16 protein-coding genes and 1 pseudogene are annotated in these 16,495 nt (G+C 47.3%); 2 read left to right on the top strand and 15 right to left on the bottom strand.

Features of this window, described 5'->3' with window-relative positions:
• The first annotated feature begins 3 nt into the window (after positions 1-3).
• On the top strand, positions 4-405 hold the full coding sequence (locus FU659_RS07520) for an Imm7 family immunity protein (protein WP_147946988.1): 402 nt from the start codon (positions 4-6) through the stop codon (positions 403-405).
• A gap of 95 nt (positions 406-500) precedes the next feature.
• Here the strand turns inward: FU659_RS07520 and FU659_RS35230 are convergent, their stop codons facing one another.
• The 10 genes from FU659_RS35230 to FU659_RS38735 form a co-directional block, all read right to left on the bottom strand.
• Positions 501-686, bottom strand: a complete 186-nt coding sequence (locus tag FU659_RS35230; protein ID WP_187273974.1) for a hypothetical protein — start codon at positions 684-686, stop codon at positions 501-503.
• 261 nt (positions 687-947) lie between these two features.
• Complete coding sequence (locus FU659_RS07515; RefSeq protein WP_147946987.1) at positions 948-1,724, bottom strand: peptidoglycan-binding protein; 777 nt, start codon at positions 1,722-1,724, stop codon at positions 948-950.
• Between the two features lie 107 nt (positions 1,725-1,831).
• Complete coding sequence (locus FU659_RS07510; RefSeq protein WP_147946986.1) at positions 1,832-2,179, bottom strand: 4Fe-4S dicluster domain-containing protein; 348 nt, start codon at positions 2,177-2,179, stop codon at positions 1,832-1,834.
• Positions 2,176-3,777, bottom strand: coding sequence for an FAD-dependent oxidoreductase (locus FU659_RS07505; RefSeq protein WP_147946985.1), 1,602 nt, complete (start codon positions 3,775-3,777; stop codon positions 2,176-2,178). The genes FU659_RS07510 and FU659_RS07505 overlap by 4 nt, the downstream gene beginning before the upstream one ends.
• A gap of 56 nt (positions 3,778-3,833) precedes the next feature.
• Positions 3,834-4,874: an ABC transporter substrate-binding protein gene (locus tag FU659_RS07500; RefSeq protein ID WP_187273973.1), complete on the bottom strand. Its 1,041-nt coding sequence runs from the start codon at positions 4,872-4,874 to the stop codon at positions 3,834-3,836.
• Positions 4,875-4,929: 55 nt separating this feature from the next.
• The gene (locus FU659_RS07495; protein ID WP_187273972.1) at positions 4,930-5,787 is read right to left on the bottom strand and encodes an ABC transporter permease; all 858 of its coding nucleotides are present in this window, start codon (positions 5,785-5,787) and stop codon (positions 4,930-4,932) included.
• A gap of 50 nt (positions 5,788-5,837) precedes the next feature.
• The gene (locus tag FU659_RS07490; protein WP_147946984.1) at positions 5,838-6,692 is read right to left on the bottom strand and encodes an ABC transporter permease; all 855 of its coding nucleotides are present in this window, start codon (positions 6,690-6,692) and stop codon (positions 5,838-5,840) included.
• A 20-nt stretch (positions 6,693-6,712) separates the two neighbouring features.
• A complete protein-coding gene (locus tag FU659_RS07485) occupies positions 6,713-7,489 on the bottom strand; it encodes an ABC transporter ATP-binding protein (protein ID WP_147946983.1) in 777 nt (258 codons plus the stop codon).
• A gap of 610 nt (positions 7,490-8,099) precedes the next feature.
• The gene (locus FU659_RS07480; protein WP_147946982.1) at positions 8,100-11,426 is read right to left on the bottom strand and encodes a DEAD/DEAH box helicase; all 3,327 of its coding nucleotides are present in this window, start codon (positions 11,424-11,426) and stop codon (positions 8,100-8,102) included.
• Positions 11,427-11,486: 60 nt separating this feature from the next.
• Positions 11,487-11,660, bottom strand: a complete 174-nt coding sequence (locus tag FU659_RS38735) for a DUF2164 family protein (protein WP_147946981.1) — start codon at positions 11,658-11,660, stop codon at positions 11,487-11,489.
• 67 nt (positions 11,661-11,727) lie between these two features.
• Here FU659_RS38735 and FU659_RS07470 point away from each other — a divergent pair, with 67 nt between their 5' ends.
• The gene (locus FU659_RS07470) at positions 11,728-11,991 is read left to right on the top strand and encodes a hypothetical protein (RefSeq protein ID WP_147946980.1); all 264 of its coding nucleotides are present in this window, start codon (positions 11,728-11,730) and stop codon (positions 11,989-11,991) included.
• Between the two features lie 155 nt (positions 11,992-12,146).
• Here the strand turns inward: FU659_RS07470 and FU659_RS07465 are convergent, their stop codons facing one another.
• The 5 genes and pseudogenes from FU659_RS07465 to FU659_RS07445 form a co-directional block, all read right to left on the bottom strand.
• Entirely contained in the window at positions 12,147-12,875 is a 729-nt protein-coding gene (locus tag FU659_RS07465; RefSeq protein WP_261807673.1) for a sulfite exporter TauE/SafE family protein, read from the bottom strand.
• A 23-nt stretch (positions 12,876-12,898) separates the two neighbouring features.
• Positions 12,899-13,638: pseudogene (locus FU659_RS07460) on the bottom strand (ThuA domain-containing protein).
• Positions 13,639-13,674: 36 nt separating this feature from the next.
• Positions 13,675-14,697 (bottom strand): Gfo/Idh/MocA family protein, encoded by a 1,023-nt coding sequence (locus FU659_RS07455; protein WP_147946978.1) that lies wholly within the window; start codon positions 14,695-14,697, stop codon positions 13,675-13,677.
• 69 nt (positions 14,698-14,766) lie between these two features.
• On the bottom strand, positions 14,767-15,597 hold the full coding sequence (locus FU659_RS07450) for a carbohydrate ABC transporter permease (protein ID WP_147946977.1): 831 nt from the start codon (positions 15,595-15,597) through the stop codon (positions 14,767-14,769).
• Positions 15,597-16,475 carry a carbohydrate ABC transporter permease gene (locus FU659_RS07445; protein WP_147946976.1) on the bottom strand — a complete coding sequence of 293 codons (879 nt, stop codon included), beginning with the start codon at positions 16,473-16,475 and terminating at the stop codon, positions 15,597-15,599. Before FU659_RS07445 ends, FU659_RS07450 begins: the two co-directional genes overlap by 1 nt.
• Positions 16,476-16,495 lie beyond the last annotated feature (20 nt).

Here is a 16,495-nt window from a genome sequence, read left to right as displayed (position 1 = left end):
AATATGTACGAATATCATGGATGGGCAACTATTCAAGAAGCCTCTTATTTCATTGAGGAGGAAGAACATATCGATGAAATTATTGAAGAGATAAAAGAGTATATTCATGAGCTTAATTGGAGACAAGGTGATTTGCAGATACGTGCTGTTAATGGAGAATTTCATTTATTAGTCTCTGGTTTTAGCAATCATAACTATGAGGAGCCATACTTATTAAACTTATACAGATTCATTGCGAGTAAAGCGCCTGGTTCTTATGGCTTACTCTATATAAGAGATGGTACTGATGTAAATGGCAAAAATAATATATTTCGTGTAATTGTATTAGCTCGTGGGAATATAAGCGAGCAAAGCGACCCGTTTTTGTCACCATGTGTCCCTGTAATCGAAGATGAAGTTCGATAAATACTAATGAATGATAACCTGAAGTGCCCTTTAGAATAGACATTGGAAAAACCATCTAGTTAATTCGATGAATTCTAGGGGGTACTTTTTGGTGACTAAAGGTCGGATGGTGGCTTTAGGTTGGATCGGCAAGCGGACACAGCAGCCGTTATTTGTCCTATATCCTCGCTATGCGCCTGCCCTACGGACATACGTTCCGTTAAGGGCAGTGAATTCGTAGACAGCAGCCACTTATCTCTCGAATAACAGCGCTGATGTCCGCTAAGTTCCCAATAGGCCACTCAAGACAACAATAACGGCTCCTTGGTCCGTTTGTCGGTCCATGGAGCCCCGGCCCTCTTGCACCCTACTTCCTTTCGTCAAGCTCCGATTTCGATGTTGATCGTAAAAAAGACGACTCTAACATTCAAGAAATGAATTTAAGTCGTCTTTTTTTGATAAAACTATTTAATTACGGAAGTTTTTCAGTGCCCTCCGGATTACCCGCTAGGTCCTCTTTGCATCTCCTACCGGCCACAGAGTGGCCAGACTCTCTATTCTCTTCATTTACCTATGAACTGCTGCGTGAACATTTTACCGCAAGGACCGCCATCCATAATGCCGATCCCGATTTGGGTATAGTCCTTGCTCAAAATATTTGCCTTATGGCCGGTCGAATTCATCAATGATTCATGCGCAGCTTGCACATCTTGATTGCAAGCAATATTTTCTCCTGCTGCGTTGTAGGTAATACCGAACTTTTCCATCATATCGAATGGTGTACCATAGGTTGGCGAATCATGGGAGAAATATTTATTATCATTCATATCCTGACTCTTGAGTCTCGCCGTTTTGGTCAATTCCAAATCAACCGCGTAAGGTGCAAGACCTGCCACTGAACGCTCTTTATTGACCAAATCCAACATTTGCTGCTCTTCCACAGTCAAGTTTGGTGTTGTAGGAGCTTGCGGCTCCGGAGCCGGGTTCGGCGAAGCAGGCGGCTGCGTTGGCGCAGGTGTCGGCGTTGGCGTCGGTGCCTTCTTGGCAATTTTCAAATTCCCATAGGCCCAAAGAATAGATTGCAGTGTTTGATCATCTACATTTCCTGTCACAGGTAATCCATATCTGCTTTGGAATGACTTCACACCGGCTTGTGTTTGGTTCCCATAATAGCCTGTAATGGGTCCTGCATAGTAGCCAAGGGATTTCAACATCCCTTGTACCGCGTACACATCAGGACCTTTCGCGCCTTTGCCATAAGCAAAAGCGGTCGTTGTGGATGAGAAGAATAAGGCGATACAAAGCAATACGATCCAGATAGTTTTGTTGCCCTTTAACATGAGTTTACGTTCACTCCTCGTCATCAGCATCATTCGTCACACAAGGGACGATAGATTTAGAGTGACCTAATTCTCATGCTTTATCCCAAATAATGAAATAAATTGCATTAACCTATTCGACGAGGAGGTAATATGCGATCGATGAAAGGTGTCGTATCAATTTCTGCCAGCTTGACACGCCCTTTGCCCCAGCCCAGCGTTTCCCGCCAGCTGCCGAGAAGGTTCGCTTCCACTAATTGTTCCTCTAGAGGCGCAGTTTCAAGCGGGTCAGCAAAAGGGGACACGTATAAGGCATCAACAGGACAATAGGCTTCGCAGATAAAGCAAGTCTGGCAATCTTCTTGTCTAGCAATAACCGGTATGCCACCCGCACCTTGATCAAAGACATTCGTCGGGCACACTTTGACACACAAGGAACAAGACACGCATCGTTCGGAGCTCACGAATTCTATCATAGGGTAGTTGCCTCCTGTCTAGCCGATACCTGATCTTCTTTACGAATATGAATATCATCGATGCCCGATACAATTAGCCGATACTGCTGAGTGGGATCGGTCTCCGGATATTCTTTGAGCATATGCAAGCCTCGCGTCTCTTTGCGTTCTAGAGCGGCTGTGTACATCCACCGTGCCGTAGCAATCATTGATGCAACTTCTCTGGTACGCACGCGGCCTTGTACGGTTGGCTGAACGCTTCCATTCAAGCTCGCCCATAAGCCGTTAAGGCGTTCGAGCGACTGGCGAATCACGGGCTCACTTCGGAAATAATTGATATCCAGCGGAAAAACCTCCTGCTGGACGGCTTTCACGAGAGCAGCGGTATCAATCTCCACCGCTGACTCCGCCTGAGCTTCCAGGCCGTAACGGCCAGCCGGACGGAGATTCCTCTCCCCTGCGCTTCGACTTTGTGCCAGCGCATAAGCGGCTGCACCGGCACCGGACCATGTGCCGGAGGAGATAGCCCAGGAGGCGTTGAACGCGCCTCCTCCTGACTTCGCCCCCGTGACGCGTTCACGGGTGGCTGCATCTCCGGCGGCATAAAGACCTTGAACGGTGGATGCGCAGTGCTCATCCGTCAAACGAATGCCGCCCGTTCCGCGAACCGTTCCTTCATAACGAAGCGTGAGCGGGAACCGTTCTTTGAATGGATCAATGCCTGCGCGATCCAGCGGAAGAAAGAAAATCGCATGCGACTTTCGCAGGATTTGCTGTTTTTCCTCGGTATCTGCATGATTGAGCACGGCATAAACCCTGCCTTTACTCAGCATAGTAGGCAGGAAATCCCCAGCCCTTGGCCCACCGCCTTGTAAAACCGTACCATCCTCCGATGTATAGGTAGCCCAATTAAGCAGCCTGCCTCGGGTAACTGTTCCGAATTCAGCGCTTGGCGCGTACTGTCTGGTAAACTCCATCCCGGACAATTCGGCGCCAAGCTCCGTCGCCATGAGCAAACCATCACCCGTTAGCACGTTGCAGCCTAATCCCTTGCTCAGAAAAGCGCAACCGCCGGTGGCGATAACGACTGCATTCGCGCGGACTTCCCATTCGGTATCGTCCAATCGAGAGATGCCCCTTGCGCCGCCAACACCATTTTCATCAACCAGTAGCTCAAGCGCAGGAGACTGATCCAAAATTTTCACACCTGCACGGCTGACCTGGCGACGCATTAATTTCATATATTCCGGACCTTGTAAATGATCGCGAAGCGGAACGCCGTCCTCATCGCGACGAAACGGATAGCCCCAGCTTTCAACCAATACCAAGCTCTCATAGACCTGATCCAAAACACGATGAATCCATTCGGGTTCAGCCAAATAGCCGCTTTCCTTATAACGCTGCTGTACCGCCTTCTCACGCAATTCTTTATCTGGAGGAAGATAAAGCAGGTTTGTGCCTCCAGGCGCAGTAGCTCCGCTTGACCCAAGGTAGCCTTTATCAACCAAAATCACTTTGGCGCCTTTCTTTGCCGCACTCCATGCCGACCACGCTCCGGCAGGACCTCCCCCGATAACGAGTACGTCTGCTTCAAATTGTTTGACTTGGGCTGAACTCATATTCCTACCCCCTTGAAGTGCCTATCCATTAGCTGCTAAATTCCTATAAGCTGCGACTATTTCAGTATCCATTTATTAAGGTCAAAATCTTTTTCCGCCAATTTCTCATCAACAAGGAATTTCTTTGTTCCTTCAATAAGTTTGATACCTTCATCCGTAAATGGCACATCTTTGATGCCGCTGATCGGACTCACCTTTTGCATCAATTCAGGTGTAGAATTGTTCAATTCCGCCAAAAATTTGTAATAGTCATCAGGCTTTTCTTTCAGATCATTCAACGCTTTCAAGCGAATCTCGTTCCACACTTTAGGAAAATCAGGGTTCTTGCTCAAATAATCTTCCGTAACAACGGTTGCGCTTGTGCCGAGTAAGTTCGGGTGCTTGGTTGCATCGTCAATTAATGTAAACCCTTGGTCAATCTGTTTTAAAGCAAATACACCCGTATTGGTCATCGCATCTACTTCACCGCGAGATAATGCGGCTTCCGCATCCACGCGAAGCATATGTACGATTTTCACATCGGTAATGTTGTTTTCTTTAAGAAGACCTGCTAAATAACGGTGATGGAACGAACCTTTTTGAGTTGTTATCGTTTTACCTTTTAAGTCAGCCAACGTTTTAGGACCATTCTTTTTACCGATTAAATAGCCAATACTGTCTGTTGCTGATTGTGTAATGAATCTGGTTTTGGCACCTGTGGATTTAGCCAGAATCGCTGGCGTATCTCCTAGGCTGCCGAAATCGAGGCGTCCACTAATTAAGGATTCACTCAAGTCGGGACCGTTCGGGAATGCCGTAAGCTTTACGTCCGTAATGCCGTACTTTTTGAGTTCTTCCTGAATAATTCCCTTATAGAAGCCCCAACCTTCTGCGCCGCCAGGAAAATTCAATTTGCTTGTTCCGATGTAACCATAATTTAATGTAGCCGGAGCCTGCGTTTTAGCTCCCGCCGCAGTGGTACTGGGAGATGCGCTCGTCGAGACCGTTTTGCTGCCATTTCCGCAAGCTTGCGTGAAAAGCATAAGAAGAATAATGGCTAATAATCCACCTGTAAGACGAGCTTTTTGAATTCTTTTTGTACGTGTTGTCTGATTCATTGTGATTTCCCCTTTTTGTCTTTTATTTTTCAATAGGATAGTGCTCATTTTCGCATTAACCCTGGAAGCTATCTCGCCAGTTCAACCATTTGTTCTCTAGCAATCGAACACACGAGTCGACCAATTTCCCAATGAGAGCAAAAATGATAACTCCTACAAAAATTAACTCTGCACTAGAATGTTGCTTGCCATAGTTGATTAAGAACCCAATTCCTTCTTGTGAGCCTATTAATTCTGCGACAACCAAACCAAGCCATGAGATCGCGACCGATAGACGCAACCCCAGCAATATACCAGGCAATGAAGCTGGAAGAATAAGCCTGAAAATCTGCTGTGTTTTATTGAAATTAAGCACCTGTGCCACTTCAAACAGCTTATGATCCACACCTCGAATCCCTAAAAACGTGTTGATGTACATAGGGAAGAAAGCGCCATTCGCAATAATAAAAATTTTGGACGTTTCTCCAAAACCAAACCAGAGAATTATCAGCGGAGCAACAGCAAGATGCGGAATCATGCGAAGCATTTGAACGGACGGATCAAATAGTATTTCAAGCCTTTGCAAAAATCCAACGAGGAAACCGAAAAATAATCCTAAAGCCCCTCCAATCAGAAATCCGATGGCGGCCCGCTGCAGCGAAATGGCTAAATGCTGCGTTAATTCCCCTGAAACGATTAATGTTTTGAATTCAGCGGCGATTCGAAGCGGTGTCGGCAAAAAGGAGGAAGAAAACAAACCTAGGTCTCCAAGAACCTGCCACATGATAAGCAGCAGCACCGGCAATATGGAACCGATAATCAAATCATTCATCCGCTCTTTTACCCATTTCAAACGAAGCAGTGTGCGTTCCGACTTATCTTCTCTATCTATTAACTGTGGTGTTTGCCCAAACACCTTTACACTATTGCTCATACGGATACCCCCTTCATGTTTTTGAGAAACCGGACTGCAGAAGCTAAGATTTAGCGTCCTTTATAGCTTTCTCGCCAACCTAACCACTTGCGCTCCAGTAGACGTACCAACGAATCTGACAAAATTCCGAAGATCGCAAAAATCAGAATACCTACGAAGACCACCGGCGTTTTGGAAAATTGTCGGGCATCTGACATGAGATAACCGATCCCAGCTGTCGATCCCATAAGTTCAGCGACAACTAAACCTAACCAAGATACACCGAGTGAAATGCGAACCCCCAATAAAATGTTTGGCAGGGCAGCGGGCAATATCAGCTTGACGACTTGTTTCCAGCGGTTAAAGTCAAGCACGCGAGTCACTTCGAACAGCTTGTTATCCACACCACGAATTCCCACAAAGGCATTGATATACAGTGGAAAGAAGGCTCCTTTCGCGATCAACAGGATTTTGGCTGATTCACCGATACCGAACCATAAGATAAATAATGGGGCGATGGCTAGATGGGGCACCATGCGGATCATTTGAACCGTGGGGTCTAGCGCTTTCTCTGTTTTTCGGAATAAACCGACGAGCACACCAAAAGCGAGACCTAAGCTCCCTCCTAATACAAATCCGGATAATGCTCGTACGACGCTAATCTTCAAGTTATCCAAAAGCTCACCCGTCTGTATTAAACGGATGCCCGCATTCGCAATACGAAGTGGTGTCGGAAACAGTAAGGAAGATATGATATCTGCGTCTCCAAGTATTTGCCACACGATCAACAAAAGTAAGGGAAGGATAGAGCCAAGGGCAATTCTGTTCACCTGTTGTTTGATCTTGCGATATTTGTCCGAATCTATTGGCTTATGAACCTGCTCCAGCTCAAACGCTGCTAATTCTAATTTTCCCTGTTGGCTCATGACGATTCCCCCACTTTGTTCTAAATTCCGGAGCTATCGATTAATTCGAGTTCTTCAATCTTTTCAAATTCGCCCAGCACTTTGAGGCGCAATTCTTGAAAGGAGGTCGTCGTTTTCTTTCTCGGAACCGGCAAATCAATGGGCACAATATTACGTATCGCACCTGGTCGCGGTTTGAGAATAACAACGCGATTGGCCAAATAGATAGCTTCATCAATATCATGTGTCACGAAAATCATCGTCGTTTTATTTTTTTGCCAAATATCAATAAGCACTTCCTGCATATGTGTTCTAGTAAAAGCATCCAACGCCCCAAATGGTTCATCGAGCAGCAGTACTTTGGGGTTTCTAAGCAATGCTCTTGCGATCGCCACACGTTGGGCCATGCCTCCGGAGAGCTCTCTGGGATAAGACGTTTGAAATCCTTCCAGACGAACCAGTTCAATAAGTTCATCTACCTTTTTGCGAACTTCAGGATTTCTTAGCGAAAGGTCGGCTGCTATATTTTTTTCTACAGTCAGCCAGGGAAACAACCGCGGTTCTTGGAATATAAAGCCCTTATCAATGCCCGGCCCTTTAATCGGTTGACCCCCAAGGTGAACATCACCCTGATGTTGAACATCCAGTCCTGCGATAATTTTAAGCAGTGTGCTTTTCCCACAACCACTTGGACCGATTACGGTGATGAATTCCCCTTCTTTCACTTGAAGCTGGATATTGTGCAGCGCTTGTATTGACCCTTTGCCCGCTTGAAATGTTTTATACAAATTTTCGATTTTCAATAATGCTTCGGCCATTACGCTCATCTCCTTGTTAAAAACATAAAAACGAAGAACACTCCAAATAACAACTCATTTGGAATGTCTCCGTTTTGTACGGTAGACGGTTATATTTACACTAAATACCAAGTTATCCACTTGGTATTTAGTGATTTTGTTATATACTATCAGCCGTTCTGTGTTCTGTCAATATGTTAGTTCTACCTTTTCACCTACAAGAACGGTGCGCTTTTTCATTCATAAAAGGGGCGTTATCCTATCCATATTAGAATTATACCACAGTTTATATATTGGAATAATCTGAATAAAATTCTATTCATAGATTAACACCATTGGAATAGACTCAATCTAATTATTTATATCCCTATAGTTTTTACCGGAATAATGACGCCATGTGAATTCAGGCGCCCATCTCGACTGCGATTATAGAACGATTGGATAGGCAAGCGGACACAGCAGCAGTTATTTACCCTTTATCCCTTGCCGTGCGCCTGCTAGGTCAGGACATACATTCCGTTACGGGCCGTGTAATTGTAGACATCGACCCCTTATCGCTCAATGTCCGCTAAATGCTTTTGAAAAAACCGAGTAGATTCAGAAAGGGAACCTGAATTTTACTCGGCCTTGTTTATTCGATCATTAGAATTTCCCGAATTTCCTGCTCTGATAGAGAGGACAAAGCCTCTTGTCCAGGTTGAATCACTTCATCGATCAAGTTTTTCTTTTTCTGCTGGAGCTCGTACATCTTGTCCTCCACAGTCCCTTGAGTCACAAGCCGAATAACCTGAACGACTTTCTTCTGCCCAATCCGATGGGCACGATCTGCTGCCTGCTGCTCTACAGCTGGATTCCACCACAGATCATAAAGAATAACCGTATCTGCTCCGGTCAGGTTAAGTCCCGTGCCTCCAGCCTTCAAGGAGATCAAGAACAAATCCCGCTCTCCTTCATTAAATTTATGGCATAATTCAACACGCTCAGAGGCTGCAGTTTTACCATCCAAGTAGAAGAAGGGCACCCCTTGGCTGCCGAGCTCCCGACCAATAAGGCCCAGCATCTCAGTAAACTGAGAGAACACGAGCAAGCGTCTGCCCGCACTCCGACATTCCTCTATCATCTCGAATAGCTGCTCGAATTTGGCCGAACTTCCAGTATAATCCTCAACGAACAAAGCGGGATGACAGCATAGCTGACGAAGCCTTGTTAGCCCCGCTAGAATCTTGATCCGATTCCTCTGAAAATCCTTCTGATCCAAGTGCTTCAAGGTTTCCTGCTGCAGCTTCGCCAAATAAGCGACATACAATTTCTTCTGTTCAGGCAGCAGTTCAGAGGCTTGTAGCGACTCAATCTTCTCTGGCAGTTCCTTCAGCACATCAGACTTCAACCTGCGGAGCAGAAATGGTCGAACCCGCTTTGCTATTGTCTCACGAGTCAAATCTTGAAATCCTTTCCTGCTTGGGAACAATGCCGGGAACACAGCTTCAAAGATGGACCATAACTCTTCTAATTTGTTCTCTACAGGCGTTCCTGTTAGTGCGAAGCGGTACTTAGCATCAATGGCCTTTACCGCTTGCGCGGTCTGAGTGGCATGATTCTTGAAGAACTGCGCCTCATCCAAAATAAGCGTATGAAAAACTTGCTTCGCTACTTGCAAAATATCTCTGCGTAGTAGTGGGTAGGAAGTGATGATCACATCCACCTTAGCACTATTCTTCAGAATACGATTCCGTTCTTCTTGGTTGCCATCAGCTATGGCAACCCGAATATCAGGAGCGAATTTCTTTAGCTCATTGCGCCAATTATACACAAGAGAAGCAGGACAAACGATGATGGCTGGCTGCTTCTGCTTTCGAATCTCAGGCAGCACGGAGACAAGGAAAGCAATACTCTGTACGGTTTTGCCCAGTCCCATATCATCAGCTAGAACACCGCCAAAATGATAATGAGCAAGCGTCTTAAACCACTGGAACCCTACCTTCTGATAATCCCGAAGGACAGATTCTAAACTTGCTGGAATAGGGAAATCTAGATGATCGGGATTGCGCATATTGTTTATGAGCTGGCGCAGCGACTTACCCAGCTTAATGGTGTTACCCTGTCTTTGGGAATCCATAAGATGCAGCGCATGCGCTACAGGAAAACGAATTGCCGCCTCCAACACCTCACCCTTGCTCATGCCCGTTTCATTAATGAAGCGAATGATTTCCTGATACTCTTCCGTTTCCAGCGGCATGAACGAACCATTTGGCATCCGGTGAAATTTGCGTTTCTCTTCCAGCGACTTTATCAAATTGCGGATTTCTGAGTCTGGAATACCGTCTATCTCGAATTGACAGATTAACCAGTCCGTTCGTTCTTCGATATTCACATTGACCTTTGGCGGCATAAGCCCTGTCTGAAGCTTTGACTTCACAGCCGAGGTCGCATAAACATGGGCTAGCTTCTCCAGCTGTGGAATGATGCGGTACAAAAATTCATATTCCGCATCCTCATCATTCAAAAAATATCCGCCTTCCGTATTCGTAAAGCCCCCTTGCTCCATAAGCTCCAGGATCCGTCTTTCGTGCTCCCCGTCCCGCATAAGAATGCGATCCTTACCATCCGTCTGACCAGTTCCTTCTAATGGATTAATAACGATACTGCCATAATGGAACTCTAGACCTGCAAGCAGCCTGTCCCTTACCCGATCCAGATATAGCTTCGCCTTTAGCGGCGTTTGCACCATGCGATTGGACACGTTCTCGGCAATATGAACACTGCCCAGCTTCATTAAACCAGGTATCACTTTCTCCATAAAAGGTTCTATCTGTTCAATCCCAATCTGGATTTGCTGCGTTTGGGAAGCTTCAAGCATTTGCTTGAGCATAGATAGACGGCTGCACTGCTCGCTCGGCAGCTTCAATAACTTACCTTGGGATATGACGACTCCATAAGCATCCATAACGATGATTTGGTCTAAGCCATGGACTTCCAACTGATAGCCCTCACTGACTTGCCCTTGCTCGAATTCATATCGCAGTGGAAGTATTTCCTCAGACAACTGCACACCTTCATAGTAGCTGCCCTCCTGTTCAAGCTTAACCATTGGAGCCTTCGTCAGAAGGGCATGTACATCTGCCCAAGACGATGGAGCTATCGGCAGCATCCGATCACGATCGCGTTGACTGGCATATCGCTGAAAGATGCTGGAGCTTTCGCGGTATATTTTTTCGTTATTATCAATTTGAATAAGGGCTCTGATGACCGCATCATTATCAGGATGGAAGCTATGCAGCTCCGGATCGTAGGTGAACTGCTTTGTAAAAGTAAAGGGTTCCCTCTGCTCTATCCGATCTAGAAACTCTCTTAATTTCTGAACCATATAGAGCCGCTTCGGTCCGACTTTCATTTCGATGGCGAACATGTATTTCTGATTGCCATAGGAGAGTGGTTTACAAATAAACTCAACATCAAGGGGCTCTCTTGTATCAAAAAGATTCCTCGTATGACTTGGACGTAGTGGCTTATCATTGAAAAGTCCCAAAATGCCTGTAAGCAGTTTTGCATCCTTAGCTGAGCTGCTTGGAGAATCCCCAAAGCCAGTTTCATCTTGCAGATTTCCCTCCGAGGAGCTATCCTCCGACTGCTTCCCAGAACGGTGTGAACGGGCAGCTGAAGCGGATAAGCCGCTCTGATTGTGTTGGATATTCAACAGTACAGCTGCAACATGGGAACAATATTTATCATAGGAAGCCAGAGTCGGACAACTGCATTTCGCCTCCAGATCCTTGTTATCATGGAGCTTAATAGTGACCTCTTCCTTACCATTTGCCTTCACTACGGCTTCATAGGTAGCGGTCTCTGTATCGTAATCTGTAATGGTTACTTTTCCTGCCCGATAATAGACTTCCCCCTTATCATAAGAGGTCTGGCCACACATCAGCTTAATAACCTTTTCTGTCAAATGAAAATTCATTGTGGAAGTCCTTTCTATAGGAAGAGACACGGAATTCCCCTCCAGATAGGGGCGCTATATTTAACTAAGTCTTGTCGGATGACGAGACTTAGGACCGATTAATGTCTGTGCCGATTTCATCTCTATCTGACTCATCTTTTCGTTCATTTGTTGCCTGGCGTCTTCTATGGCATTGTTATACCTATAGGGTATCAGTTCCTTAGTCATAAAATCAATTAATTGCTCAGATCCCAAATCTAATTTCCTACGGGCCCCAGCAAATAAACGTTAAAATTTTCGGCTCAACCATGGGAATCAGTGCTTGACGAAAGAAAGCGGATACGGAAGAGGACCGAGGAGCCGTTATTATCGCCTCGAACGGCTTATTGGGAGCTTTGGCGGACACAAGCGCCGTTATTCGAGTGCAAATGGGTCGATTTCCACGATTCCATGGCCGTTACCCTCCCCTGTGTCCGCAAACAGGCGCATGGCGAGGGATCAAGGGCAAGTAACGGCTGCTGTGTCCGCTTGCCTAGCCAATAGTTCTCCAATTGCAGGCGAGACAGGCAAGTCCCAATTCACATGATGCCATTACTACAATTTTCTTGGTTATCACCCCCTTATTCTAACCAAGATACACGGGGGATGCGGGGAGCGGAGCTGCCAGTGAAAAGCAAAAAAGTTTATCCGAGACCCCTAAGGCGTTTGCGGATAAACTTATGCAGGCTCATGCAACAGCCGTTAGCCAAGAAACAACAAGGCGGCGCCAACGAACGGCAGGACGATCATAGAGTAGCGCAGCCATGCGACCGGCAATCGTCGCGTAAACTTGGCGCCTATGTAGGAGCCAACGACAGTACCGACGACAACCTTCACGAGTAGCGCGACATCGAGGAAGCCCGCTTGCGAGTAGCCCAGCGCTCCGGCGACGGCGATCGGCAGGATAATGAGCATCGTCGTGCCGGCGACCAGCGAAATCGGAAAGCGGAGAAAAGTGAGCAGCGCCAGCTGGATAAACGGCGTGGAGCCGATGCCGAATACGCCAGAGATGAGGCCGCAGCCTAAGCCGATACCCAGCGCCAGCACCCAGAAGCGGGCGGAGTTGAGCGGCAGCTCGACCATATCGCCAGTGAATGCCATCCGCGTCTTCATCCAAATGAGGATACCGCATACGGCGAGCATCGCACCCGTCATCCAGACGAGTGTACCTTCTGGAATCCAGCGAGCTATCCATGTCCCTGAATAAGCGCCAATGGATCCTATCAGGCCGAAGATGATGCCGGTACGAAGCTTTACGTTTCCTTCACGGATATGGCTATACACGCCGGATATCATCGTAAAGATCATCGCCGTAATCGAGGTCCCAAGAGCCGTATGAACCGGAACATGGAAGATTGTCACCAGAATTGCGATAATGAGCCCCGATCCGCCGGTTCCGGTGAATCCAAGAAACAAGCCCATTAGCAGCATTGACGCAACTATCAGCATAGGAATCACACAACTTTCGTCGATGATTTCGGAGCGATCGACTCGAGTGGCTCGGACTTACCATACACGGGCTTAGCCGTCTGTACAGGAGCAGCCCATTTGATTCCATTAGAAATTACCTTGAGGACATCTCGATTGTAGTAGGTCGGATACGTTTCGTGTCCGGGACGGAAGTAGAAGATCTTTCCTTGTCCACGGTGATACGTGCAGCCGCTTCGGAACACCTCGCCGCCTTCAAACCAGCTTACGAGGATCAACTCATCCGGCGCGGGAATGTCGAAATGCTCTCCATACATCTCCTCACGCTCCAACTCGAAATAGGAACCTAAACCTTCGACGATAGGATGCGATGGGTCAACTACCCAGATGCGTTCTTTATCGTCCGCTTCGCGCCAACGCAAATCGCAGCTTGTGCCCATGAGCTTCTTGAATATTTTGGAGAAGTGGCCGGAATGCAGCACGATCAGTCCCATCCCTTGCAGCACGCGGGCGTGCACGCGGTCCACGATCTCGTCCGCCACCAGACGGTGTGCTTTATGCCCCCACCAGATGAGCACGTCAGTATCGTTCAATACGTCCTCTGTCAATCCGTGCTCAGGCTGCTCAAGCGTAGCGGTTCGAAGTTCGAACGCTTCCCCTGCAAGACCATCAGCCAGCGCTTGGTGAATACCGTGCGGATAAACCTCCATCACCTTCGGGTTTACCTTCTCATGATGAACTCGTTCCATATCGTAACTTTAATCACGTATGCTCTCTCCTTCGCAAGCCATCTTATTAGCTTTTATGAAATCTTCACAATCATTCCTGTTACCGACGATTCCAAAGCAGCCAGGATCACTTGCAGCGATCTCAGCCCTTCCTCGCCCGAGATCAATGGCTTCGTTCCGCTTTCTATACACTCTACGAACGCGCGGATGATACCGCTCTCCGTCTGCTTGTCATTCGTCGAAACCCGCCCGACTTCATAGAGGACTCGCTCCCCATCTTTCATCTCGACGACCACATTATAATCCGGGTCCTCAATCAGGCGCAGCGTACCTCTTTCACAGTAAAATACCGTGGCATTGCTCTCTTTCGGCTTATAAGTCCAGCTCGCAGCCAACGTGCCGATGATTCCGCTCTTGGTCTTCAGAATACAGACGGCATTGTCATCAACATCGGTGTTCTCCTTCTCCAGCGTATCGACGAAGGCGCCTACCTCCGTGATCTCCTCACCCAACAAATAGCGAATCAAATCGGTCTTGTGTACGCCCAGATCGCCCATCGCGCCTATGAAAGCTTGCGATTTTTGGAAAAACCAGCCTCCCGCGCCTTCCACGCTCCAAGATTCAGGGCCACTGTGGCCAAACGCCGTTCGGAACGTCAGCACACGCCCCAATAATCCGCTCGACAAAATCTCCTTCGCTTTCTTGTGCGGCAGCATGAGCCGCTGATTGTGCCCGATCATAAGCAGCTTTCCGCTCCGGTTGCGTGCAGCAATCATCGCCTCCGCTTCCTGCTTGGAGGTTGCCATCGGCTTCTCGCAAAGCACATGCTTACCTGCTTCAAGCGCCGCCACCGTCACAGGACCATGCAGCGCATTCGGCAAGCAGACGCTCACAGCATCCAACCTTTCATGCTCAAGCAGCTCTCGATAATCCGTATATGCCACCGCTCCATACAAGGCAGCCATCTCGCTCGCCCTTCCCTCATGAATATCGCACACCGCTACGATCTCCACTTGCTCCAGATTGGCGTATTCTGGCAAATGTCTGCGCTGTGCGATTTTTCCGCAACCGATCACGCCAATTTTTATTTTATTCATACGTCCACAGTCCCCTTTTTTCCAATTATCGTTATTTGTCCATGCTCGGCATCCCCGACGACAACCTTTTTACCCTTTTACCGCACCGGCCATAACGCCTTGAATGATGAATCTTTGCATAAACAGGAAGAAGATCAACACTGGAATAATCGCCATCGTTAGCGCTGCAAGCCCGAGCTGCCATTCGTTCGTGTACTCACCGAAATAGATGTAAGAGGCAAGCGGTATCGTTTTCTTCGCCTTCGAGCTGAGCATAATAAACGGAAGCAGAAAATCGTTCCAAATCCAAAGCGTATGCAAAATAGCAATTGTGGAAGTAATAGGCTTGAGCAGAGGCAGCAAAATACGGAAATAAATACCGGCGGGCGTACAGCCATCCATTGTGGCCGCCTCCTCTAGTTCCAGCGGAATGCCCTTGACGAACCCGTGGTACAGGAACAGCGCGAGCGGCGTACCAAATCCGACATACATCACAATAATGCCGATGATCGAGTTAATCAGATGAAAATCCTTAGCTACACTAACGAGCGGAATCATCATCGTTTGAAAAGGAATCACCATGGAAGCGAGTATCCCGAGAAAAATTGTGTTGCTAAGCTTACCCGGATTCCTCACAAGCTGATACGCTGCAGCCGAACCGATCAGAAGAATACCAAGTACACTAACCACCGTAATGATAAGCGAGTTCAGAAACACAGTAGGAAACTGAATTTGATTCCAGACCGTTACAAAATTATCAAGCCGAATATGCTTCGGTAACGAGGCGGTGGAAAGCAGTACTTCATCATACTTTTTGAACGCATTGACGAACGTCAAATACAGCGGGAGGAAAAACAGGATACCTAATCCGATCATGATCAACTCGAGCGCGAACTTCCCTGCAATTTTGCCTGAAGTCATTACATTTCCACCTCCTTGCGTTTCATCGTGAACACTTGCACAAGCGTAACGGAAGCCAATATTAGGAAGAACACCACAGCCTTCGCCGAGGCATACGTATATTCATTTTTACTAAATGCATCCATGTAGATGTGCAGGGCGAGCGATTCCGTCGTTCCAAACGGTCCACCCTTCGTCAAAGCGAAGTTCATGTCGAACACCTTGAAGCCATGCGATATCGCCAGAAACAAACATACCGTTACAGCCGGACGAACCAACGGCACGATGATGTGCCATAACCGCTTGCCAGCCGTTGCGCCGTCAATCTCCGCAGCTTCCAGCAGGTCTTTCGGAATTCCTTGCAAGGCGGCCAAATAAATGACCATCAGGTAACCGGAATAATGCCACACCGTCACGAGCACCAAAGACAAGAAGGCATAGTTAGGCAGGCTGAGCCAGTTCTTCGCGAACAAGTCCCATCCGGTAAATGCGGCGATATTGGGAAATACTTGGGTAATAATGAACTGCCAAATGAAACCGATGATCAACGATCCAATGACGTGCGGCATGAAAAAGACGGTGCGCAGCATATTTCGGGTTTTCAAAGCCATGTTTAGCACCAGCGCTAAGGCGAATCCAACCAGATTCGTCAGAATCGTACCGACAATAACGAATTTCATTGTAAACGTAAATGATTTGATATAATCCATATCTTTCATCAGACGCTCGAAATTGCCCCAGCCGACCCACTTGATATCCGCGCTGATGCCGTTCCAATCCTGAAAGGAAAACAAGACAGCCTTGCAGAAGGGCCCTACAATGATTATTGCAAAAAACAGGACCGCCGGGGAGACAAAGGCGCTATAAGTTAACCATTTTCTCGCGGACATTGTGTTCATTTCTGTTCACCTCTTCTCCG

The organism is Paenibacillus sp. N3.4 (assembly GCF_008017805.1).
GTDB lineage: Bacteria > Bacillota > Bacilli > Paenibacillales > NBRC-103111 > Paenibacillus_E.
The sequence above is the reverse complement of the archived record's forward strand: the minus strand, read 5'-3'. Positions and strand labels throughout refer to the sequence as shown.